The 22286-nt window shown below is 60.0% G+C and carries 17 protein-coding genes and 1 tRNA gene; 7 read left to right on the top strand and 11 right to left on the bottom strand.

Going from position 1 to position 22286, the window contains the following annotated elements; translation table 11 throughout:
- Nucleotides 1-247: 247 nt before the first annotated feature.
- The gene (locus tag C7378_RS10150; protein WP_131995848.1) at nucleotides 248-550 is read left to right on the top strand and encodes a hypothetical protein; all 303 of its coding nucleotides are present in this window, start codon (nucleotides 248-250) and stop codon (nucleotides 548-550) included.
- A 166-nt stretch (nucleotides 551-716) separates the two neighbouring features.
- Here C7378_RS10150 and C7378_RS10145 read toward each other — a convergent pair whose 3' ends face one another.
- The 3 genes from C7378_RS10145 to C7378_RS10130 all read right to left on the bottom strand — a co-directional run bounded on the left by C7378_RS10145 (nucleotide 717) and on the right by C7378_RS10130 (nucleotide 3008).
- Nucleotides 717-2024 carry an alpha-amylase family glycosyl hydrolase gene (locus C7378_RS10145; RefSeq protein ID WP_243648180.1) on the bottom strand — a complete coding sequence of 436 codons (1308 nt, stop codon included), beginning with the start codon at nucleotides 2022-2024 and terminating at the stop codon, nucleotides 717-719.
- Between the two features lie 115 nt (nucleotides 2025-2139).
- The gene (locus C7378_RS10140; RefSeq protein ID WP_243648179.1) at nucleotides 2140-2424 is read right to left on the bottom strand and encodes a DUF5110 domain-containing protein; all 285 of its coding nucleotides are present in this window, start codon (nucleotides 2422-2424) and stop codon (nucleotides 2140-2142) included.
- Between the two features lie 507 nt (nucleotides 2425-2931).
- Nucleotides 2932-3008 (bottom strand) — tRNA-Ile (locus tag C7378_RS10130).
- Nucleotides 3009-3253: 245 nt separating this feature from the next.
- Here C7378_RS10130 and C7378_RS10125 point away from each other — a divergent pair.
- A complete protein-coding gene (locus tag C7378_RS10125) occupies nucleotides 3254-4174 on the top strand; it encodes a YXWGXW repeat-containing protein (RefSeq protein WP_131995842.1) in 921 nt (306 codons plus the stop codon).
- 75 nt (nucleotides 4175-4249) lie between these two features.
- Here C7378_RS10125 and C7378_RS10120 read toward each other — a convergent pair whose 3' ends face one another.
- Nucleotides 4250-5164 carry a hypothetical protein gene (locus tag C7378_RS10120; protein ID WP_131995839.1) on the bottom strand — a complete coding sequence of 305 codons (915 nt, stop codon included), beginning with the start codon at nucleotides 5162-5164 and terminating at the stop codon, nucleotides 4250-4252.
- A 229-nt stretch (nucleotides 5165-5393) separates the two neighbouring features.
- Here C7378_RS10120 and gyrA point away from each other — a divergent pair, with 229 nt between their 5' ends.
- Nucleotides 5394-8009, top strand: coding sequence for a DNA gyrase subunit A (gyrA, locus tag C7378_RS10115; protein ID WP_131995836.1), 2616 nt, complete (start codon nucleotides 5394-5396; stop codon nucleotides 8007-8009).
- Nucleotides 8010-8079: 70 nt separating this feature from the next.
- Here the strand turns inward: gyrA and C7378_RS10110 are convergent, their stop codons facing one another.
- From C7378_RS10110 to C7378_RS10100, 3 genes are read right to left on the bottom strand one after another with little or no spacing between them, the layout of a single operon-like run.
- Nucleotides 8080-8664 carry a nucleotidyltransferase family protein gene (locus C7378_RS10110; protein WP_207901400.1) on the bottom strand — a complete coding sequence of 195 codons (585 nt, stop codon included), beginning with the start codon at nucleotides 8662-8664 and terminating at the stop codon, nucleotides 8080-8082.
- Nucleotides 8657-9691 (bottom strand): XdhC family protein, encoded by a 1035-nt coding sequence (locus tag C7378_RS10105; RefSeq protein ID WP_131995830.1) that lies wholly within the window; start codon nucleotides 9689-9691, stop codon nucleotides 8657-8659. Before C7378_RS10105 ends, C7378_RS10110 begins: the two co-directional genes overlap by 8 nt.
- 10 nt (nucleotides 9692-9701) lie before the next feature.
- On the bottom strand, nucleotides 9702-10187 hold the full coding sequence (locus tag C7378_RS10100; RefSeq protein ID WP_165876741.1) for a twin-arginine translocation signal domain-containing protein: 486 nt from the start codon (nucleotides 10185-10187) through the stop codon (nucleotides 9702-9704).
- 148 nt (nucleotides 10188-10335) lie between these two features.
- Here C7378_RS10100 and C7378_RS10095 point away from each other — a divergent pair, with 148 nt between their 5' ends.
- Nucleotides 10336-11199, top strand: coding sequence for a hypothetical protein (locus tag C7378_RS10095; protein WP_131995824.1), 864 nt, complete (start codon nucleotides 10336-10338; stop codon nucleotides 11197-11199).
- A gap of 19 nt (nucleotides 11200-11218) precedes the next feature.
- On the opposite strand, the gene C7378_RS10090 is transcribed toward C7378_RS10095, so the two are convergent.
- Entirely contained in the window at nucleotides 11219-11410 is a 192-nt protein-coding gene (locus C7378_RS10090) for a hypothetical protein (RefSeq protein ID WP_131995821.1), read from the bottom strand.
- Nucleotides 11411-11560: 150 nt separating this feature from the next.
- Here C7378_RS10090 and C7378_RS10085 point away from each other — a divergent pair, with 150 nt between their 5' ends.
- Nucleotides 11561-11851, top strand: a complete 291-nt coding sequence (locus C7378_RS10085) for a DUF167 domain-containing protein (RefSeq protein ID WP_165876743.1) — start codon at nucleotides 11561-11563, stop codon at nucleotides 11849-11851.
- 45 nt (nucleotides 11852-11896) lie between these two features.
- Here C7378_RS10085 and C7378_RS10080 read toward each other — a convergent pair whose 3' ends face one another.
- Nucleotides 11897-13768 carry an alpha-amylase family glycosyl hydrolase gene (locus C7378_RS10080; protein ID WP_243648178.1) on the bottom strand — a complete coding sequence of 624 codons (1872 nt, stop codon included), beginning with the start codon at nucleotides 13766-13768 and terminating at the stop codon, nucleotides 11897-11899.
- Between the two features lie 134 nt (nucleotides 13769-13902).
- Nucleotides 13903-17277, bottom strand: a complete 3375-nt coding sequence (locus C7378_RS10075; protein ID WP_131995815.1) for a TonB-dependent receptor — start codon at nucleotides 17275-17277, stop codon at nucleotides 13903-13905.
- A gap of 247 nt (nucleotides 17278-17524) precedes the next feature.
- Between C7378_RS10075 and C7378_RS10070 the strand changes: the two genes are divergently transcribed.
- Entirely contained in the window at nucleotides 17525-19690 is a 2166-nt protein-coding gene (locus tag C7378_RS10070) for a winged helix-turn-helix domain-containing protein (protein WP_243648177.1), read from the top strand.
- Nucleotides 19691-19696: 6 nt separating this feature from the next.
- Here the strand turns inward: C7378_RS10070 and C7378_RS10065 are convergent, their stop codons facing one another.
- Entirely contained in the window at nucleotides 19697-20863 is a 1167-nt protein-coding gene (locus C7378_RS10065; RefSeq protein WP_279388585.1) for an isomerizing glutamine--fructose-6-phosphate transaminase, read from the bottom strand.
- Nucleotides 20864-20949: 86 nt separating this feature from the next.
- Here C7378_RS10065 and C7378_RS10060 point away from each other — a divergent pair, with 86 nt between their 5' ends.
- On the top strand, nucleotides 20950-22038 hold the full coding sequence (locus tag C7378_RS10060) for a DUF6599 family protein (RefSeq protein WP_131995809.1): 1089 nt from the start codon (nucleotides 20950-20952) through the stop codon (nucleotides 22036-22038).
- Nucleotides 22039-22286: the final 248 nt, after the last annotated feature.

The following is a 22286-nucleotide window of genomic DNA, read 5'->3' as shown; positions in this document are numbered from 1 at the left end:
CCCGATGCACTCATTGAGCCAGGTAAAGTCCGTCGATAACATCAATTTACGACTTGGCGATCATGCGTCAACTGAGCGTGAACCGGGGACCGACGACAAGCGCGTTTCTGGGTACCGACGAACGGTATGCTTGCTGCATGGGAGGCAGACCGATATTAGAGCGGGTGTTGCCGCTCCTCGCAGCGCGTCCCGCTTGAATAGGGCTGATTCCCTCGCGTGGGGTAATCGTTGGACGGACGCTCAGCCTTTGTACGAAAAAGCACAGCATCTCTTTGCCGCTCAGAAGCAGCCCTCGAAGGCGTTGTATGCGCAGGTGAGTCAGATCCCACCCGACGAATCGGGAAGTATCAGGGGCAAAATCGTCCAACTGACCGAAGACCTAAGAAGGCCCGAAGCTGAAGACGCGGAAACCAAGCTCCGCATCTTCACCATTCGTGGAATGCTGGAGACTAATTACGACGCGGCACAAGCGCGGTCCACGTGGGAAGAAGGTGCGCAGGGAATTGCCGCCTTCATCTCGGGCGACCTAGAGACGGCAAAAAGCAGGTAGTTCAGCTGGCGAACACCAGACTATGCACGGCCCCCAGCAAAGCCGCGCTTAAGAAGCTCCCAAGCGCAGGGAAACGAGTGCGGTGACCTCAAAAGATCAGACCCTCTCAGCGTCATTATTGAGTTCGCAAGTCCCCGATTGACCAAGCCCGGCAGCCTCTGGAAGTTCAGCGCCGCTCGAACCGGCATGGCAGGATAACTACATCCGTGGAAGGGTTGATGGTCAGTTGGGTGTCGTGCTGCTTGAAGGCGGCTTGCCCCAGGACCGGCACTGACGGCGTGCACCCCTCGGCCGCGGTATTTTTCAACTCAATCATCAATGAATGTGCCGCGGGGTCTGCGGCGCGCTGTAACACGATGAAATCGCCATCTTCGCCCGACTTTCGATCCATTGCCGAACAGGCAGACGTGCCTTTGCGTATGTAGACGAGGTCGTTCGGCCCTGCATCGAGCACCTGTTCCGCCCCGCACGCCAGCGGAGCATGCTCACGGCGCAGCTTCAGCAGTTGCTGGAACCATGACCAGGTCGCCTGCTGTTCGGGCGTGCGGGTGCTTTCGGTGAAAGCGCCCTGCTCTGGCCCTGCCTCAAAGCCGCCGGGGAAGTCCACGCGATTGCCGGGGTCCCCGCCTCCTTTCATCGCGATTTCATCGCCTGCATAGATCTGCGGCATTCCACGCGTGGTCAGCAGGTATGCGATCGCCAGCCTTTGTGCATCGGTATCGGGCACGGCTGTGGCGAAGCGACTGGTGTCGTGATTGCCCAGAAATGGCACCAGACGCTCAGGATGCGGAAAGAGCGCGTCCGATGCAAGCACCTGCGCAAGCGTGCTCATCGGCTTGCCTTCTCCGAATACCTCGCGCGTGGCGAAATAGGTTGGAAAATCGAACGGCGTGTAGAGGCCGGTGTCGATTCCGGCGCGCGTCACACCGCCCGCAAACGAAGACGTGATCTCCGGATGCTGGTCGAAGACCTCTCCTACATCCGTCAGTCGCGGAAACAGAAGATGAAGCTCCGCGTGGAAGTCGTTCCAGAAACCTCGGTTGACAAACGCAAAGGTGTCGATACGCAGCGCGTCGGCGCCGGTCTCTTCTATCCACCAGACGGTGTTCTGCCGCAGGTACTGGGAGACGGTGGGGTCGTCGGTATTCATGTCTGGAAGAGAATTGGCAAACCAGCCGTGCAATATTGGGTCGCGATCACGCTCGGGTGCGTGTGGATTGATGAGCATGGAAAAGTCGAAGCTCGCGGTGAGGTGGTGCGCTAGTGTTCCGTGAAACCAGTTTGCCGCAGGCTCATCATGTACCCATGGGTGATGGGGGCCGACGTGATTCGGGACTGTATCGAGAACCAGCTTCATTCCGCGCGCATGCAGGGCGTTCGCAAGTTCCTGTAGCTCCGCGAGGCTCCCGAAATGCGGGTCTACGGCGTACTGATCCGTCGCCGCGTAGCCGTGGTATCCGCCGCGATCGTCCATAGAGCTGTTCGGTAGGAAAAACGTTGCAACAAGGGCACACCTCATGGTCGTTTAAGTACATGGGTATCCAGAGCGGTTTGTTGAAAATGCTCTGGCTCGTGTTGAAGCCAGCGAGCTAGCGAAGTTGTACTGTCTCGCCAGCCGGTTCCGCAGGCACCGTCAGTGTCCACGCCGTACCGGCAGCTTTTAGTGTGTAGTTGCGAGCGGCCGTTGCCGTATGCTGCGACGGCTTCCAACCATAAACCTCAATTTTGTAGCTTTGCCACCAAGGCTTAAATTTCCCTTGCTGAGGAGCAATCGTGACGCGCATGGATCCGCCCGGCTCGCGCATGCATGTGAACTTGATCCGAGCAAGATCGCCGTGCTTGTGGCTGAAGCTGTGCCCGTCATCGCTGTACACCTCGCCAGTGCAGGGCGTTGCGGGGTCGGCTGGAGGATAGATGCGCAGCGTGAGCGGGCCGGTGGGTTACCCTTTGCGTCTTTGCGATCCTCGCCGGCAAGGCGCGCTTCGCGAAACTTGGCAATGATCTCCGGCGTGAGAGCGGCGAGAGAATATTTACCCAGATGCTCGACCAGAATTTTGGAACGCTTGTTGTCGGAATTTTGAGAGGTCGGGCGTTTCGTCGGTGTTACCTCTGCGAGATAGCGCTTCAGGGCATCTTCGACCGTCATGCGATCCGCGGACGCTCGCTGGATACACGCACCCCGCACCATGTCATCCTCAGTACGGCGCGCCCAGTCCTCGGCGTCTCGTTTAGTCCGAAACGTCTTCGAAGCAGTGGGCCATCCGGTTTTGCGGATAACCGCCTTCCATTTCCCGAGATCGGTCTTTACAAGGGTCGCCAAGCGTAACTCCGGGGCAGTGCAGCGACTGCGCACTGTACCTCGGGTGGCTATTGAGGAGATATGGTGGGCCCACCAGGACTTGAACCTGGAACCAACGGATTATGAGTCCGCTGCTCTAACCAATTGAGCTATAGGCCCTGCTTCGCAATTTTAACTTAGGTTGGCCTGGTCGCGTCTCCGGCGGTGACTTGCCCTCTCCATCGCATGTGCATGGTCTACGCTGAGGTTCTCTGGTTTTTGCCCATTACGGTCAGATTGATGGCCTCAAGAAGAAGTTCGAAGAAAGCAGCAACATTTCTGACGAGGCTGCGTTTGAGCTCTCTGTAAATACGGAACAGTCAGCCGCACGGCTGCTGGCCATCTACGGAGGGTGGGTTATCGCAATGAAGAAGCTTCTTACGGTTCGGTATCTGTTGCTCGCTTTGCTGCTGACGGGGCTGTCATCGGTCTCCTTTGCGGGAGTGTTCGTCTCCATCAACGTTGCGCCTCCCCCGCTGCCTGTTTACGCGCAGCCAGCTTGTCCTACCCCTGGCTATCTGTGGACGCCTGGCTATTGGGCCTATGGTCCTGCGGGCTACTACTGGGTTCCCGGGGTGTGGGTTGCGCCTCCGCGCGTTGGCTATCTGTGGACGCCGGGCTACTGGGGCTTTGGCGCGGGCGTCTACCAGTGGCATCCGGGCTACTGGGGGCCGCATGTCGGCTTCTATGGCGGAGTGAACTATGGGTTTGGCTACGGCGGCGTAGGGTTTGGCGGTGGCGTATGGCAGGGCGGAGTATTTCGCTACAACACGGCTGTGGTCAACGTGAACCAGACGGTGATTCACAACACGTACGTGGATAGAACCGTCATTCGCAACACAACCATCAATCGCGTCAGCTACAACGGGCCGGGCGGCGTTGAGGCGCGTCCAACTGCCCAGGAGCAGTCTGCGATGCGGGAGCAACATTTCCAGCCAACGGGCGAACAGCTGTCTCATCAGCAGAACGCAGCCATCGACCGCAATCAGCTGGCCTCAGTGAATGGAGGACATCCGCGGAACGTGGCTATGAATCGGATCAACGGCCGCCGGTTTAACGAGCAGGGTCGTATCGCTCAGGGAATTAACAGCGGACAGATGAATGCCCGGGAGGCGGCGAGGGCGGAAAATCGCCAGGCCAATATCAACCGCTCCATCACGCAGGATCGGCGGGCGAACGGGGGACGCCTGACGCCCCAGGAGCGGCAGAATATCAACCGGAGGCAGAATAATGCCAGCCGGCAGATCTATCGCGAAAAGCATAATGGCCGGGTCGCGCCTCGCTAAAGGCGGACCCTGCCTAAACTGAAAGGCCCCGTCGCAGGAGACTGCGACGGGGCCTTTTGATTGATTGACCAAGTGTCAGGATGCTTTTCTGGTGGTTGCATCCGCTTGTTTCCCTAGAAAGCTCGGATAGGAGCGCTGCACGGAACCAAATACATGAACCCTGTTAGCGTTTCCCTCGGGCCAGCCAGCATTTCCGCTGATTGGGGCGGTGTGGCGGACAGAACCATGATTGCGTTCAATGACGCGCTCAGCAGAAGCTGCCTTGCCTGCGGCATTGATCGTGATCACCGCTCCACCACCGGCCAGTTCTGAAGCCAGATAGCGAGAGCGTTCCTGCCCGACTCCCATTCCTGAGAAGGAGCTCTCGAATGCCGAGCCGGAATAGTCATATTCGTATTCAGGCTGAACGGCTCCGAGGTGTCCCTCACCAGTGCCGAAATTCATGCTGGTCTTGTTCACGAGAGACTCCCCTGCAGGTGGCGGCTCGCTACTGCTAAAGGTGTTCTTCAGTTTCTCAAGCCAGCCGCCGGAGTGAGTACCCGTCCTGGCCCTCGGCTGTTCATGCAAACCGCCTGTTGCCGGGATGGCTCCCGGTGCGCTGCGTGCCGTTTCATGGCTGAGTTCGCTGGGAAGGCCGGTGTGCTTGAGTTCACCGCTCGGCATAGGCCGACCGGCTCCAGCGGTTGTGGTGCCCGAGCCAGTAGAGAGACCGGCGGGAGTGACCCCTGAGGTATCTGAAGCTGCGCCGGAGATGCCCGAGCCTGAGCCCACTGTCCCCGGACTCCCCTCCGTGCGGATATCTTTGGCTCCTGTCGGGCCGGCGCCGCTGTCATAACTTCCTGTGGTGTGAAAGACCGCGCCGATTTCACTGGTGCGGAAGCCCTCATCCAGAAGCTCGTTGATAGCCTTGTGGGCATCGTCACCGTTCTTGAAAAATCCGGTAACAACAGAAGAAGATTCAGTTGAGGTTCTTGTTGTTTCGAGTGCCATTCGTTCCCTCACAGCCTGGTTGGCATCTTTCCTATTAATTACGATGCCAACGAACGTGCCGGGGTGTCCTGGGAAATGCTTTTGATCGCAAGAATGGGGGTTTGCCAGCGGCGGTAGGACGAGAATTTTCCGAAGGCGGAAAATGCCTCTCCGCAAGTCGCTGAGTCTAATGGGCTAATGGCGGTTGTTATGGGCTAACTATTTCAGTATCATAGAGTTAAGTAATTTTATGGCAGACGAACAGAACCCACAACTCCCCCTTGGCAACGGCGGCGACGGCCCGGGCGGCCCCATCGGCGCAGCAAGCATCGTCCCCATCAACATTGAAGACGAGATGCGCCGGTCGTATCTGGACTACTCGATGTCGGTCATCATCGGGCGCGCGTTGCCTGACGTGCGCGACGGACTCAAGCCCGTGCATCGCCGTGTGCTCTACACGCTGCACGAGATGGGCCTGCAGCACAACAAGAAATATACGAAGTGCGCGAAGGTCGTTGGACAGACGATGGGTGTGTACCATCCCCATGGCGATGCGTCGATCTATGACACGCTGGTGCGTTTGTCGCAGCCGTTCAGCCTGCGGTACCCGATGGTCGACGGCCAGGGCAACTTCGGCTCGGTCGATGGGGATCCCCCGGCTGCCATGCGTTACACCGAATGCCGCATGATGCGCATTGCCGGTGAATTGCTGGCGGATATTGACCAGGAGACGGTCGACTTCGTTCCGAACTACGACGAGTCGACTTTTGAGCCTTCGGTGCTGCCGACGCGCATTCCGAACCTCATAGTCAACGGATCGAATGGCATCGCGGTTGGCATGGCGACGAACATCCCGCCGCACAATCTGACAGAGGTCATCAACGCTGCCATTGAGATGGTGAACGACCCGAACGCGGGACTGCTCGAAGTGCTCAAGCATGTGCAGGGTCCGGATTTCCCAACGGGCGGATTCATCTATGGCCGCAGCGGCATTGCCAATGCGTACAAGACGGGCCGCGGTCGTTTCCTGATGCGCGCCAAGTGCGCCATCGAGCAGATCACGCAGGGACGCTCGGCCATCATCGTCAATGAAATTCCCTACCAGGTGAACAAGTCGAAGCTGATTGAGCGCATCGCCGACCTGGTGAATGAAAAGATTATCGACGACATCTCAGACGTGCGCGATGAGAGCGATCGCGACGGGATGCGCATTGTCATCGAGTTGAAGCGCGGTGCGGAAGCGCAGATCGTGCTCAACCAGCTCTACAAGCACACCCAGATGCAGGAGAGTTTCTCGATGATCTTCCTGGCCGTGGTCAACGGCCAGCCGCGTGAGCTACCGCTGGCGGATGCGATTCGCCACTTCATCGACCACCGCGTCGATGTGGTGCGCCGGCGCACGGCCTTCCTGCTGCGCAAAGCGCGCGAGCGGGAACACATCCTCGAAGGCTACAAGATTGCGCTCGACAATCTCGATACGGTCATCCGCATCATTCGTGGATCAGGCTCAAGGGCTGAAGCGCGCGAGAACCTCCGCACCTGGTCGCTGGGGACGGAAATCATCATCAAGCTCGACAAGGACACGACCAACCTCATGGTCGAGCCGGGCATGAGCTATCGCCAGATCGATGCCGTTCTCGAACTGCAACTGTATCGCCTGACGCAGCTCTCGATCGACGAGCTGCTGAAGGAGCTTGGTGAAGTCCGCGAGCGCATTGCCGAGTACGAGTCGATTCTCGCTTCAGAGAAGAAGCTGCGCTCGGTGATCGTCAAGGAGCTGGAGCAGGTCCGCAAGGATTACGGCGATGAGCGCCGTACGCAGATCCTCGACGAAACGGCAGAGCTGCAGCTGGAAGATCTGATTGCCGATGAGCAGGTTGCGGTCACGGTTTCGCACTCCGGATATTTGAAGCGGACACCGATCTCCATCTATCGCCAGCAGCGGCGCGGCGGCACGGGACGACTCGGCATGAAGACGCGCGAGGAAGACTTCGTGCAGCAGCTGATTGTCGACTCAACCCATGCTTACCTGCTCTGCTTCACGAACAAGGGTCGTGTCTACTGGCTCAAGGTTTACGAGGTGCCGGACGTCGGCGCAGCGGGCAAGGGCAAGTCGATGGCGAGCCTGCTGAACCTGCAGCCGGGCGAGACCGTTCGCAACATCCTGCCGGTTCGCAACCTGACGGAAGAGGGTAAGTTCCTCTTCTTCGCGACGCGCAACGGCACGGTGAAGAAGACTCCGCTCAAGGACTTTTCAAATGTCATGGCGCGTGGCATCATCGCTATCGGCATCGACGACGATGATGAGTTGATCGGCGTTCGCCTAACGGATGGCAGCCAGGTCGTCTTCCTGGCGACGCACGAAGGCATGGCTATCCGCTTTGACGAAAACGACGTTCGCTCGATGGGGCGCCCGGCCTATGGCGTGCGCGGCATCGATCTGGGCAAGAATGACTACGTGGTCGGGCTGGCTGCGACTCCCAAGGAGCGCAAGCTCGATACGGAGGGTGCGAACTGCGCCTGCCTGATTCTGTCCGTCACCGCGAACGGCTTTGGCAAGCGCACGGATGTGGACGAATATCGTCTGCAGACGCGCGGTGGCAAGGGGGTCATCAACGTGAAGACCACGTCGCGCAATGGCAAGGTCACTGCCATCCAGCTGGTCGATGAAACATCGGAGCTGATGGTGATCAGTCAGTATGGCAAGATCATCCGCATCGATACCAAGACCGTTCGCGCAGCGGGCCGCTCCACCCAGGGCGTCAAGCTGCTGAACCTTGAGGAAGATGACAAGGTCGCGGCGGCAGTAGTCATTCCTCCGGAAGAGGCAAAGGTCGAGCCGGAGAACGGGACGCTGCTGCAGTAATCCAGCAGGAGAAAATGAAAGGGGCATCGGGATGACCGATGCCCCTTTCAGCATCCAGGGTGTCGTAATCTCACGGGTCCGCGAGCCGCTGCCAGTCTGCAGCGTTATCCACATCTTCCGCACCATCGGGAAAGTCATAGATCGCGGCGCGACTGCGGTTGCGCTCGATTATGTCGCGCGCGCCGCGATCTCCACTGAGCGCGGCAAGTGAGGGAAAGTAGCTGCGCGAAAAAACAGCAGGAACTCCCAGCCTGCCGGCGTAGCTGGAAACCGTGAGCGAGGCAGCCGAGCGCCGGTGAAGATCGAGCAGATGAGTAAGGTCCGCACGCGTCAGCCGGACCTGATCGCAGACCATCAACAGTGCATCCTGAGCATCTTCAATGGCCGCAATCCCACAGGCGAGTGAGGAGCCCATGCCCTGCTGCCAGTTCTGATTGATCACCCGCTGAACATTGAGTCCTTCGAGATCGGGGATGAGCATCTCGGCCTCGTATCCGAGCACCACCACGACCGGAGAGCAGCCTGCTTCAGTCGCCAGCCGGGCGGCTCGATGGAGCAGCGTTTCGCCGTTGAGACGGAGAAGCTGTTTGGGATGGCCGAGGCGCTTTGAGGCGCCGGCAGCAAGGATCAAAGCAGCGCAGGAGTCTTCAAACACAGATTGCTTCCGCGCTGTTCCGCGAGAATGCCGCGGCACGCCCGGCAAAGTGAGACTGCATTTCCGCGACGATCGAGAGGGCAACAGCGGCGGGGGATGCGCCGCCGAGATTGAGACCTGCGGGCGAGTGCAGCCGGGTCATGCAGTCTGCTTCCGCAAGGCCAAGTTTTGCGGCAGCTTCGCGGATGAGTTGCGCTGTGCGTTTGCGTGGTCCGAGCACGCCGAGATATCGCGGGGCGACGGAGAGCAGCGCCGGCAGGAGTCTGCGGTCCTGTTCGTAGCTGTGAGTCATGACGACGGCGGCATCCTCCGGCTTGATTGTGAGATCGAGCTGGGTGAGGTCGAGCGTAAGCACCCGTGCCGATGGAAAGCGCTCTGCGCGCGCCAGATGCGACCGCCCATCGGCTACGGTCACATGCCAGTCGAGCGAGTTCGCCAGCTCGGCGAGCGGCATGGCATCGTCACCTGCGCCGAAAATCCAGACGGCGGGTGGCGGTGCGAGGTATTCAATGAACAGCTTGCGTCCCGGCTCCTCGACGGTGAAAGAACGGCGCTCGGCGAACGCAGTCTCCACGCCGCGAAAATATTCTGTGCTGAAGAAGACGTCATGGGTGGCGCTCTCGCAGTGGAGCAAGCCTGGAGAAGGATGCAGCGAATAGACCAGCACGACGGGGTTCCTGAGCTCGACTGCACAGGCGAGAGCCAGCATCGCGGCATCCGCTGCAGGGCCGCGCTCGAGCAGCAGCGTGACCGTGCCGCCGCAGCCGAGCCCCTGCATGGTCTGCGTGTCCTCATCGAAGAAGCTGTTGTAGCTCTCTAACGCTGCCCCATGTGAGGTAAGCCACCAGGCCCGTTTGCCGACTTCTGACTCCAGGCATCCGCCGCTGATGGTGCCGGAGCGACTGCCGCCGCTGGTGATAAGCATGCGCGTGCCCGGCTTGCGATAGGCCGAGCCGGACACTCCAACGACGGTAGCTACACAGATGTCCTCTCCGCGCGCTTTCGCAGCGCGCCAGAGAGCAAGCATTTGCCGTAGTTCAGGCAAGCAGGTCCTCGATACGGATCGGCAGATTGCGTACGCGCACGCCAGTCGCGTGATGGACGGCCATGGTGAGCGCCGAGGCTACGCCGGTCAATCCGACCTCGCCGACGCCGCGCGCGCCGAGCGGATTCAGGTTGGTGTCCGGATGGTCGAGGAAGATGCCGCATTGTCCGTGGTCGCAGCCCTTTTTGGTTCCGGGCATCGCAAGGTTCTCACGCAGCGCATCGAGCAGAGTCACGCGAGGTTCGAGGTGCAGCTTATGCGCCTTGCCGTTGACGCTGAGAGTGACGGGGACGGTGCCGGGAGCAGCCGCCGGGGCTGAGGTTGCCGGCTCAGCCTGCGCAGCTCCGTCCATGGCGTGAGCCAGCGGCGCCGTGGTCGCAGCAATTCCGGCTGCGCCGAGCTGCGATAGAAACGACCGTCGGGAGAATCGCCCGAATATTGGCTGGCGCTTCTCTTCTTCCTCGTTCGATTCACTCATGGTGGAAAATCCTTTTATCCGAACCGCGTGGCGATAGCACGCTGCTGGAAACATTTTACGCCGTTAAACACGGGCATCAATGCGCTCCATCGATGCGATAAACAGCCGTGATGAGGCGTGCAGCGAGGGGTGAGTCGGGCCTCATTAGATGAAGATTAAATCGTCCTATATTATCGACTTGATGCGGATAAAAACGTACGTTCCTCTCTTGCTGGGATTCCTGGGGTGTGCCTGTGTGCAGGCCCTGTCTGCGCAGACGGCCTTTCTGGATCATTGGCAGCAGCGGGTTATCAAGACGCAGGCCGAGCAGCCTCACTGGGTCACGCCTCTGGTCACGATTACGCCTCGCCTGGAGCAGGAGCTTCGCGCGGATGTGCTGCGGCAGATCCAGCCTAACGGGACGACGACCTGGAACTATGACAACGGCAAGGGGCTGGAACTGATTCCGCAGCGTCGCCTGGAATTTATCGTCAATGTGCCGCCGTATCTGCAGCACAACTCGCCGACGGTGAAGGATGGAGCCGGAGACGAAAGCTTCCTGATGAAGTACCGCTTCTATGCGAGCAATGAACAGCACAGTAACGGCATTGTGACGGCGTTTCTCGCAGGCAGTATTCCGACCGGCAGCTACAAGAATGGTGCGACGGATGCGATTGTGAGTCCGACGATTGCCGCAGGGAAAGGATACGGACGGTGGGATGTCCAATCTACCCTAGGGGCGGCGTTGCCGGTCCATAATGTCGATACGATCGGTCGTCCGGTCACCTGGAACACGGCACTCCAGTATCACGCGGGCGTTTATCTTTGGCCGGAGCTTGAGTTCAACTCGACCTGGTTCAACGGCGGGGCGAATGATGGCAAGATGCAGAACTTCGCTACGCCGGGTCTGATCGGACGCTTCCCGTTGCACAATCGTATTGCGCTGGTGGTCGGGTCAGGTATCCAGATTGCGACCTCGCAGTTCCACACCTTCAACCACGGGCTCATCTTTACGGTGCGGATGCCATTCTGAGCCCAGCCATGCGCGAAGCTCAGATGGCCCGGATCATACGAGCAGGCAGCAGGATGATGGCAGCAACCAGCTCAAGGACTCCATGGACCGCGATTCCGACAAGCCGGAACGGTAGCAACAGCAGCCATACGATGGGATAGAGCACGACTGCGACCAGAGCCAATGGCCAGCAGAAGAACAGAAGGAGACATAGAAGCAGAAATTTCATCATTTCGCGGCAACCTCCAGGCGCAAGCAGCCCGGCAGCCATTTTTCAGTGGAAGCCATGGCTGCTATTCAAAATACGCAACCGCAGGCTCGCCGGTTCCCTGACGAAAGGTGTGAACCCCCTCGTGAGACGATTCAGGGAAAGGAACATGAGATGAGCAGGTTCAAGTCCGCTGAGAATTCAGCCGAGTTACGCGCCAGGCTGGTGCGGGAGGGCTCACTGATCCTTGAGATCAAGGTGATACCGCGAGCGCCTGTGAGCGGAGTCGCCGAGAGGATGGCGAACGGCGCATTGAAGATCAAGGTCGCTGCGCCGCCGGAAAAGGGCAAGGCGAATGATGAGGTCTGCGCTGTGCTGGCGGAGTATCTGGATGTGCCGAAGCGAAATGTCGAGGTTATGCTGGGCCACACATCTCATCAAAAGCGCGTGCGTGTTGTGATCTGAAAAAATCTCAGGCGGCCGCGTGGCCGCCTGAGAAGACCTGCAAGCCTAGCGCACGGAGTAGAGGACTATCTGCTTCGGGCCAAGGTCCAGAGTGGTACTTCCATTCGCAATCGGCGATTCCGCCTTCGCGCCAATCACTGCTGAGAGGCGCGAGCAGCCTGCCAGGGCAGTGTCCCCCGTTTCGATTTTCAGGTTGCGGGGCTTGCCTGCGTTATTGACGGCCACCAGGAAACGCTCCTTGCCATCGCAGCCGTGAGAGACATCCGCGGCACGGACAAAGGCGAAGGCCGTTGCATCCTCATCGACTATGTCCTGCTGCTGGCCGGTTTCGAGGGCTGGGTGCCTGCTGCGAGTGGCGAGGAGAGTGCTTACCCAGGTGAGCATTTCCTGCTGGGCAGGGGTGCGGGTCTTCGCGTCAAAGGCGCTTGGCTGTCCGTCGGCAAAGCCACCGGGGAAGTTGTGACGATTCTCCGGGTCGTCGCCGCCCAGCATGCCTATTTCATCGCCGGAGTAGATTTGCGGCATGCCGCGCATGGTTGCGAGCAGGCCGAAGGCCATCTTCAACTCGGCGGGCGTGGCGCCGGGTTCGCTGAGAAAGCGTCTGGTGTCATGGTTGCCGAGGAAGGTGACGAGCCGCTCGGGATGAGGGTAGAGTTCGTCCTGTCGCAGGATGTCTTCAAGCTTCGTCATCGGCTCGCCCTTGATGAGTACTGCCCTGAGAGCGAAGTAGGTGGGGAAGTCGAAGGGCGTATAGAGGCCTGTGTCGATGCCGTCGTGTTCCACTCCGCCGGCGAAATAGGAGGTGATGGTGGGGTTGCCGTTGAAGACTTCACCGACAGTGGTGAGCTGCGGATAGAGCGCATGCAGCTGAGCGTGAAAGTCGTGCCAGAAGGCGCGATTCACATAGGGGAAGGTATCGATCCGCAGACCATCGAGGTCAGCGGTTTCAATCCACCAGACGGCGTTCTGGATGAGATATTTCGCGACCAGGGGATTCTCCTGGTTCAGGTCTGGAAGTGTGTTGGCGAACCAGCCTTGAGTGATGTCGCGCCGCTCCTGCCAGGAGGAGTGGGGATCAGGGATGGATTTGAAATCACCCTTGGCTATGGTGTGATGCGCGAGTGTGCCGTGGAACCAGTCCGGCAGCGGCGGATCCTGAACCCAGGGACTGGCCGGACCAACGTGGTTCGGGACCGAATCGAAGACGATCTTCATGCCGCGCTGATGCAGTGAGCGGGCAAGTTGCTGGTAATCGGCCAGGGTGCCGAAGTGGGGATCGACCGCGTACATATCGGTCGCGCCGTAGCCGTGGTAGGACTGCGGCGACGGAATGTTCCTGTCGACGGGAGTGGTCCAGAGCGTGGTGATGCCGAGCTTCTGCAGATAATCAAGGTGCTGCTCGATGCCCTTGAAGTCGCCGCCGTGCCAGCCGCGCGGCGTGGCTCGCTCTGCTGCCGGGTCGTCGTTGGAAGGATCGCCGTCGGCGAAGCGGTCCGTCATGACGAGGTACATGACGTCTGCAGAGGAGAAGCCCTTGAAGCCTGCGGAGGCGGGTTTCCGTTTCTCGAGAGGGAAATCGGCCCGAGCTTTGCCGGTGGCCGAGGCAGCAGCAATGTGAAGCGTCTGCGCGGGTGCTCCCGCGGTCTGCAGCCAGACAAATGCCCAGTGGCCGTTGGGAGAGAACTGCGTCCTGGCCACCGACACCTGGCGGCCATCCACGGTAATCTTCGCGCCTCCAAGATTTTCGCCGTGGATCAGCAACATGGGCTCGGGCATGGTCGCCCACCAGTTCGGCGGATCGATTTTGTCGATACAGGGTGCGGAACCGGCCGTGGCTTTACACTCGGCAACGGCATGCGGCAGAAGTGAGCCACATGCAAGAAGAGCTGCAATCTGCAAACGGGAAATCAGATGCACTTCAAATCACTCCAGCTTGAAATCATGTTGGTTTTCCGGTGTTCTATCGGCGACGGAATTATTGCAGATGGAACAAAGGGATAAAAGAAAAGCGCCACGCCGGGGAGCCGCCGTGGCGCTGCAAGGAACCGCAGTTAGAAGGTGAAGCGCAGTGCGAACTGGATCTGACGTTCGGACTGGAACTGGAGTCCGGAGATCAGGCCGAAGTTCTGGTCATTGAGGTTGCCATCCGGGTTGCCGAACTGAGGGGTATTGAATACGTTGAAGGCCTCTGCGCGGAACTCGGTGTTGATGCGCTGCGTGAGCGGAATGTTTTTCTGCATGGCGAAGTTGACGATCTTGTTGCCAGGACCGTGCAGGATGCCGCGCGACGCAGTGCCGGGCAGCGTGTAAACTCCGCCGATATCGGCTGGCGCTGCGAAGGACGAAGTCGTGAAGTAAGGCTTCGTTGCGCTGTGCGTCACGATGGGCGGGGTGATGACGTTGGCATAATCCGTCGGGGCGTTATGCGAGTCGATGACGTCGAAGGGCGTGCCGGTGTTGAGCTGGGCGATCATGTTTGACTGCCAGCCGCCGACTACATAATCGACGACGCGGGGAATGTGGCTGAGGAATTCACGTCCGCGGCCAAAGGGTAAATCGTAGAGGTTGCTGAAGGTGAAGACGTGGCGCTGATCCTGGTAGGAGTTGCCCTTGTTCAGGTTCAGCATGGCGTTGCGTGTCATGGGGTTGATGAAGATTTCATTCGACTCGTTGCCGAGCGGCGAAACCGAGTCATCCGTGGTGTGCGACCAGGTGTAGCTGGCGGTGGTCGTCAGCCCCGCGGTGAAGCGGTGCTCGAAGTGAAGCTGCAGGCCGTTGTAATTCGACACACCGCTGTTGGAGTTAACGGTCGCACTGCCGTTTCCGAGGCCAGGGTAGAGTCGATATCCATTGGCGTAGCCGAGGTATCCGAGTGGCTGCTGGTTGAGGTTATAGGTGGTGACAAGGTGGTCGGCACGCGTGCCAACGTACGCAATGGTGACTGCCGATTGTCCGATCTGCTGCTGCACCTGCAGGTTCCACTGCTGAATGGTGGATGTCTGATTGTTGGGCAGCTGCGCGATCACGCTGACATTCTGCGGGTTCGCGATGTTGACGGTGCTGGTGGGCGGAGGCAGCGGATTGGTCGCGAGGCGGCTGTCATTGTTATAGGCAGGGCCCTGACCGGTGAAGGTGACGCGATAACCATTAATGGTGCCGTAGCTCGAGGTCCCGTTGAAATCAGGGTTATTGCTGAGCTGGTTGCCGATGCCGCCACGGTCGAGGAAGTAGAACATGCCGTAGCCGCCGCGGAGAACGGTGTTGCCTGTGCCAAACAGATCGTAGGCAAAGCCGAGCCGGGGCGCGAAGTTGTTGTAGTTGGTGTTGACCTGGCTGCGTGACTGCCCGTTCTGCCCGGCGACGAGCAGCTGACCGCTCAGGATGTCGAAGTTCGACTGCTGATTGTGGGCAGTGTAAGGCGAGGTGTAGAGGTCATAGCGAATGCCGAGGTTCAGGGTCAGCCGCTTGGTGATCTTCCAGTCATCCTGTGCGAAGTAGCCCGTTTCCCAGTTATAGGTGTCGAAGAAGTCGGAGCTGGCGCCGAGGGAGTAGTTGGAGAAGCCGACCAGTGCTTCCGAGGGATCGTAGCCGGTCCAGTTGGGATCGCCGCTGCCTGCGTTGACGAAGCTGAAGAAGCCTTTCGAATCATTGCCCTGGAAGAAGTTGACGCGGCGGTTGATGATGTTGGCGCCGAACTTGAAGGCGTGCGGCCCGTGGTTCCAGCTGATGGTGTCGAGGCCCTGCGCGGTGTATTCCTTGACGAGGTAGGGGCCGCCGTCGCCGGTGTAGGAGAGCTGTGAGTTGTTGTCGCCAATCAGCGCGCCGCCGCTGGTGAGCGGATTGCGGTTGGCGTTGACGATGCCCAGATTCTTCGAGACCGGCACGCCGTAGAACGGAGGCGTGTAGCCAAACTCCGGCCGCACATAGGCAACGCGCAGCTCGTTCAGCAGGTTAGGCGTGAAGACCCGGGTGTAGCTGCCTACGCCGCCGCGGGGATGGCTCTGGTTCTGGCCTGAGGCATAGCCTGCGGGCAGCGTGGGGAAGAGGGACGACTTGGTGAAGTTGTCCTGCCCGTAGCTGTAGCGGACAAAGAACTGGTCCTTTGCCGTAGGGGTGAAGTCTACGCGAACGTCGAAGTCGTTGAAGGCGGTGATCTGGTGCTGGATAGCTTCGTAGTTGCCCTGAACGAGGTTCGGATTCGTCGGCATGGGGAAGGCGTTCAGATAATTCACCGCCGCTGCATTGAGCCGGTTCTGCGGAATCACATTGCCGGCAAAGGGCTGGCAGGTGATGGGGTCATAGATCTCGCCATTTGGCGTGGGTGAGGATTGGCCGGCGGGAATCGCGCACTGCGGGATGGTCGTGAGGTTCTGGTTGGCGGGCGTCAGCAGTTCGCTGAAGTTGCCTTGACGCATCAGCGCCGTTGGGACGGTCTGGAAGGACGGCGCCAGGCCGGTCTTCTCGCGCAGGCCCTGATAGTCGCCGAAGATGAAGAGCTTGTTGCGCACGATCGGCATGCCGAGGCTGCCGCCAAACTGATTGCGGATGAAGTTTGGAAACTTCTGAAAGCCTGAACCGAGGAACTGGTAGTTCGGATTGGCGTCGAACTCGGAGTTGCGGAGGAAATCAAAGGCCGATCCGTGAATCTCGTTGGTGCCGGACTTGATGGACGACTCGACGATTGCGCCGCCCGCCCGGCCGAACTCGGCAGGAGCGACGCTGGTGTTGACGCGGAACTCGTCGGTGGCGTCGATGGGGGTGAAGAAGACGATGGTGTTTACCAGCGACTCGTTGTTGTCGGTGCCGTCAAGGATGAAGTTGTTTGCCTGGGGGCGGAGTCCATTCACGGCCAGGGCGGCGCCGCCTGAGTCGTTGTAGCGAAAGGTTTCCACGTTGCCGCCGGAGCCGTTCGCCTGGTCGCCGGGGTTGCCGCGGGTTACGCCCGGGGTCAGCAGGGCCAGACCGGTGAAGTTGCGGCCGTTGAGGGGAAGCTGGGTGATCTGGCGGCCCTTGATGACTTCGCCAGTGGACGAACTGGCCAGGTCGATCAGCGAAGCGGTATCCGTTACCGTGACGGTGGTGCTGGCGGCTCCGGGCTGCAGCTTGAAGTCGAGCGCCTTGATCTGGGAGACGTCGAGCGCGAAGGACTGCTCGACTGACGCGAAGCCGCTGGCATCGACCTTGATCTTATAGTTGCCACGGGGCAGGCCGCTCACGGTGAAGTTGCCGCTGCCACCCGAGGTGGCGGGGTAGCGAGTGCCCTGGTCCGTGTTGGTAACTGTAACGGCTGCTCCGGGAATGACCGCGCCGCTCGTATCCGTCACGGTGCCTTGAATGCGCGCCGTATCAGTCTGCGCAAATACGGCCAGCGAAAGAAACGGCAGGAACAGGAACATCGCTGCCTTCGCAAGATTCTTCTTAAACATAATTAGGTAGTGCCTCCAAATCGGCGGGCCCAGGTTGAGTCCTGCTGGGTCGAGCCTCATGCACTTCACACCCTGGGAGATGCGATCGACAATGCACAGGTAATCTTTTCTTTATCAAGGATGGTTAACCAGATATTCCATTTATTATCAGCAAGTTGCTGGGAGTTATATCCAGGTAAAAAGTAGGCGGAGGAGTAAATTGACGTAACGGCTCAGTTACGATTAGAAGGAAGCAGGAACAGCAAATTTGCCGCAGACGGAACAAGACGCCTCTAAGGTACGGTTCGGACTCTTCGAAGCAGATCTCAAGACGGGAGAGCTGCGACGCTCCGGTATCAGAGTTCGTCTCCAGGCGCAGCCGTTCCGGGTTCTCACCCTGCTGCTGGAACGAGCGGGCGAGGTCGTCTCGCGCGAGGAGCTCCAGCAGTTTCTCTGGGGCAGCGATACCGTTGTCGATTTCGAACACAGCCTCGGAACGGCCATCAACAAGATCCGCGATGCCCTCGGCGACTCGGCGGATAATCCCCGCTTCATAGAAACGCTTGCGCGCCGGGGATATCGCTTTATCGCCCCTGTGACCTATGAAGCGGAAGCCGCCTTTTCGATCGGGCCGGCGCTGGTGGATGACCTGAAGCCAGGACGACCGGCCGCGCAGGAGACCAGCTCGACAATCCGTCTGAAGTGGAGCAACTGGGTTGTGGCGGGGGGACTTGCAGGAATGATTGCGCTGCTGGCTGCGGCCTTCTGGGCTGGGGAAAGCTTTGGCGGCGACACCCCTGCACCCCTTGAGATTTCGCGGGTCACCTCTTCGGGGCGGATCTCGCCGGGGGACGCCTTCCTCGAAAACCTGCCGGCAACGGCGACCGACGGCACGCGAATCTATTTTCCGGAGCTGGAGAACGGCAGGACGCGTCTTGCCCAGGCTCTGATTGCGGACGGAGAGGCCACGGCTCTTACGCTGCCTGACGAGATCATCGCGCCGCTGCTGGCGGACATTTCGCCGGATGGCTCGGAGCTGCTCATCCGCAACCATGTTTCGGCGGAAGTAGAGCAGACTCTGTGGGTTGTGCCGACGCTGGGCGGGGCGGGGCGCCAGATTGCGAGCATCCAGGCGCATGACGCCACCTGGATGCCAGACGGGCAGCACATCCTCTATGCCTCGGGAAACGCTCTCTATCGGGCGGAGCAGGATGGCAGCGGAGCAACGTTGTTTGCAGCCTTGCCGGGACGGCCCTTCTGGATGCGCTGGTCTCCCGATGGCAGCCTGCTGCGGATTACCCTGCTGGACCCGGCTAACCACACCACCACTCTCTGGCAGTTGGACGCGAATGGACGGCGCCTGCGCCCGCTGCTGCCTTCCTGGAGCAGCCCGGGGTCGGAATGCTGCGGCAGCTGGACACCAGACGGCAAGGATTACGTTTTTCAGTCGGCACACAGTGGGGAGAGCAATCTCTGGATGTTGCGACAGCATCACGACACGCCGGTGCAGTTGACCAACGGCCCGCTGGAGTATGAAGCGCCGATCACGGCGCGTACCGGTCACCGGATCTTCTTTATCGGCGCTGACACGCGTTCCGAGCTGCTGCAATACTCTTCTGCCAGCAAGAGTTTTGTTCCCTTTGGCGACTCATTAACCACAGCCAACCGCGTTGTTTTCAGCCGGGATGGTGAATGGATGGCATGGATCAGCCAGAATGACAGTTCGCTGTGGCGGAGCCGTACCGATGGCACGGAGCGGATTCAGCTTACGGGCAGACCGGTAGAGGTTTTCATGATGAACTGGTCGCCGGACAGTAAAGAGATCGTGTTCATGGCGCGAGAGCCGGGCAAGCAATGGCAGATCTATACGGTTCATTCCGATGGTGGCAACCTGCAGGCGCTGCTGCCGGAGGCCAGGAATGAGGCGGATCCGGACTGGTCTCCTGACGGCAGCAAAATTGTCTTTGGCCGCGTGCCTGCGTTGATGGGGGAGGCGGCCGAGTCCAAGGCCATCTACCTGCTCGATTTGAAAACCGGAAAAGCGGAGATGCTTCCCGGTTCGCAGGATCTGTTCAGTCCGCGATGGTCGCCGGATGGCCGCTACATCGCCGCGCTCTCACTCAGCATGGACCGGGTGATGCTCTATGACACCGCAACCCGGAGCTGGCGACTGCTGGCACAGCAGAGTGCAGCCGATCCGGTATGGTCTCACGATAGTCGCTGGCTCTATTTCCACACCTATGTGCAAAAAAGCCAGACGATCTATCGGGTCAATGTTGCCGACGGTAAGTCAGAGCGGGTTGCCGCGCTGGAAGATCTGCGCTTTGCCGATGCGCTCGACTACCAGTTCGCGGGCCTCGATCCGGCAGACAATCCGCTGGTGAGCGCCCGCATGTCCACCGCAAATATCTACACGGCGAAGCTGCCGAAGTAGGCCGTGCTACTCGGCTACGACCGCCTTCACCAGGTTTCTAGGGTTATCGACATCAATGCCGCGGAGAATTGCCGTGAAATAGGCGAGCAGCTGCAGCGGAACCACTTCAAGGATCGTCAGCAGATATTCACTCGCGGCCGGAACCTCGATGGTCCAACGCGCCAGCTTGTTTACTTCCGTATCGCCTTCCAGTGCGAGCGCGATGATCTCCGCTCCCTGGGCCTGCATGTCCTTCATCAGCTGCAGAGTCTTCTCATAGCGCAGCACCGAGTCAGGGTCGTTGCGGTCCTGAGTTGCAATCATCACCAGCGGCGCATCTTTGCTGACAAGGGCGTTCGGACCATGCTTCAACTCGCCTGCCGGATAGCCCTCGGCCTGTACATAGGCGGACTCCTTCAGCTTCAGCGCACCCTCGCGCGCGATGGCGTAATGGACGCCGCGTCCTAAATAAAGGAAGGTGCGGGCGGACGCAGTCTGCTCGGCGATCTCGTGCACCTGCTGCTCCCAGCGCGGGAGTGCCTGCTCAAGCAGACCCGGCAGCGCGGCAAACTGATCGAGCATGGCCGAGACGCCCTGCGCGGTCATGCGTCCGCGGAGGCGGGCCATGGCCAGGGTCAGCAGATAAAGCACGCCCAGCTGCGTGGTGAAGCTCTTGGTGGCGGGAATGGCTTTTTCCTTGCCGGCTGCTGTCGGCAAGGAAGCATCGGCCTCGCGCGCCATGGTTGACGCCGCGTTGTTCGTAATGGCGATGGTTGAGAGTCCGCGCGACTTCGCTTCGCGAAGGGCGGCCAGCGTGTCGGCCGTCTCTCCTGACTGCGAAATGACGATGACGCCGGGGTCCTGCAGCGTGTGGGTGGAGCGATAGCAATACTCGCTGGCGTACTCGACATCGACGGTAAGCCCTGCGAGGTCTTCGAGCATGATTTCGCCTGCAAGCCCGGCGTGTCGGCTGGAGCCGCTGGCCGCGATCACCAGGCGTTGATGTCCGCGCAGCGCTTCCTGCGCTGCGGCGAAGGCCTCCGCGCTCAACCCGCCATCGCTGACGTAGCTGTTAGCTGTGTCCCGCAGCGATTGAGGCTGCTCGTAGATTTCGCGCAGCATGGCATGGGCGAAAGAACGTCCGGTTGCGGATTCAGATGAATTTTTCATGGAAGCAATTTCCTGTCTAGACAAGTATAGCGCAGGAGCGGATCTGGATTCTTCGAATCGGGCTCCGGCGCGCAGCCCAGTGATAATCTCAGAAGAGTAACAAAGGTCCTATGCCGTCTCACTCCCCATACATCCGTATCGTGCAGGCTGCAGCCACTGTCCTCCTGGCGTCTGCCGCTGCGTTCGCTGCTCCCTCGTCGAAACCGGCGCTGCCGGCGAGCTTTGCAGGCTGGCAGCAGCAGAGCAGCGCTCCGCAATCTCCCACGCCAGCGGACGCAGCCGCGCTCAAGGAGTTCGGGCTCACGCAGGCCACGGCCGCCACTTATGAGCATGGAGCTCAGAAGGTGACGCTGCAGGCGTTCAGTTTTCCGGATGCGACGGGTGCCTATGGGGCGTTTACCTATTTTCGTCAGCCTGATATGCGCGATCTGAAGATCGGCAATGGTGGCGCGGCGAATGGGACGCACTACGCGTTCTGGTCGGGAGCGACGATGGTGGAGGCGGACTTCGCCCGTCCAGACGCAGCCGCGCGGCATGTATTGAGCGAACTTGCGGCTGCCCTGCCGAAGACAGCCGGGCCGGAAGCTATCGCGCCGTCTCTGCCAGCTTATCTGCCGGCGCAGTCGCTCGATCCTGCAAGTGTCCACTACAGCCTCGGCCCTGCCAGCTATGCGCATGACGGCGGCCAGCTGCCGGCGCAGATCATCGACTTCAGCCGTGATGCCGAGGTGGTGAGCGGAGAATATCGCGCGCGCCGCGGCAAGGGCACGCTCACGCTTATCAACTATCCGACGCCCCAGATGGCGCTGGACCGGGAGCACGCGTTTGCCGCAGCCCTCAAGGCAAACCCCTCAGCCTTCGGGGCCAGCGATCCAGAGTCGCTGCTGGTGCGCCGCGCGGGGCCGTTGCTGGCGGTGACGACAGGCCACCTTGATCCGGGCGAGGCGCGCAAGCTGCTCGACGATATCCACTACAACGCGGGCATTGTGTGGAGCAATACGCTGGCCGGGTCAGGAGAGGCCAAGAAGACCGCGAGCCTGTTGCTGAGCATCGCCTACATGACCATCGCGCTGGCTCTGGCTGCCCTGGTACTCGGAGTGTTTCTGGGTGGCGGCAGAGCGCTCATCCGCATGGCGCGGGGCAAGCCGCTCTCCACCATGAACGACGACGACTTCATCAGTCTCAAGCTTGGCCGCTAACAGGGCGATGACCCAATAGCAGTGCAAGATTGAGGGTAAACCGTTCAATCTTCATTGGTTCCAGGAAATTTCTGCGAAGAAAAGGCAAAATGCCGCTTCCCGCTCTCGAACCATCCGCCGCGGGCGGCAGCCCGTAACTCTCCTGCATACAGGGATTTGCAGCAACGCCGATTTTGCCTTGACACCCCACTGGTACGACCATAATATTTCGCCAGAAAGTTCTGATGGCTTGCCTCCGTTGGAACTAT

The sequence above is a fragment of the Acidipila rosea genome (assembly GCF_004339725.1).
Taxonomy (GTDB): Bacteria; Acidobacteriota; Terriglobia; order Terriglobales; family Acidobacteriaceae; genus Acidipila; species Acidipila rosea.
This window is presented reverse-complemented; position numbering and strand designations above follow the sequence as displayed.

What these genes read in the sequence shown, in the direction of transcription:
- C7378_RS10145 (WP_243648180.1), bottom strand. Translation starts at nt 2,024, where the DNA reads ATGGACGATCGCGGCGGATACCACGGCTACGCGGCGACGGATCAGTAC.
- C7378_RS10125 (WP_131995842.1), top strand. Translation starts at nt 3,254, where the DNA reads ATGAAGAAGCTTCTTACGGTTCGGTATCTGTTGCTCGCTTTGCTGCTG.
- C7378_RS10120 (WP_131995839.1), bottom strand. Translation starts at nt 5,164, where the DNA reads ATGGCACTCGAAACAACAAGAACCTCAACTGAATCTTCTTCTGTTGTT.
- gyrA (WP_131995836.1), top strand. Translation starts at nt 5,394, where the DNA reads ATGGCAGACGAACAGAACCCACAACTCCCCCTTGGCAACGGCGGCGAC.
- C7378_RS10105 (WP_131995830.1), bottom strand. Translation starts at nt 9,691, where the DNA reads ATGCTTGCTCTCTGGCGCGCTGCGAAAGCGCGCGGAGAGGACATCTGT.
- C7378_RS10100 (WP_165876741.1), bottom strand. Translation starts at nt 10,187, where the DNA reads ATGAGTGAATCGAACGAGGAAGAAGAGAAGCGCCAGCCAATATTCGGG.
- C7378_RS10095 (WP_131995824.1), top strand. Translation starts at nt 10,336, where the DNA reads ATGAAGATTAAATCGTCCTATATTATCGACTTGATGCGGATAAAAACG.
- C7378_RS10090 (WP_131995821.1), bottom strand. Translation starts at nt 11,410, where the DNA reads ATGATGAAATTTCTGCTTCTATGTCTCCTTCTGTTCTTCTGCTGGCCA.
- C7378_RS10085 (WP_165876743.1), top strand. Translation starts at nt 11,561, where the DNA reads ATGAGCAGGTTCAAGTCCGCTGAGAATTCAGCCGAGTTACGCGCCAGG.
- C7378_RS10075 (WP_131995815.1), bottom strand. Translation starts at nt 17,277, where the DNA reads ATGTTTAAGAAGAATCTTGCGAAGGCAGCGATGTTCCTGTTCCTGCCG.
- C7378_RS10060 (WP_131995809.1), top strand. Translation starts at nt 20,950, where the DNA reads ATGCCGTCTCACTCCCCATACATCCGTATCGTGCAGGCTGCAGCCACT.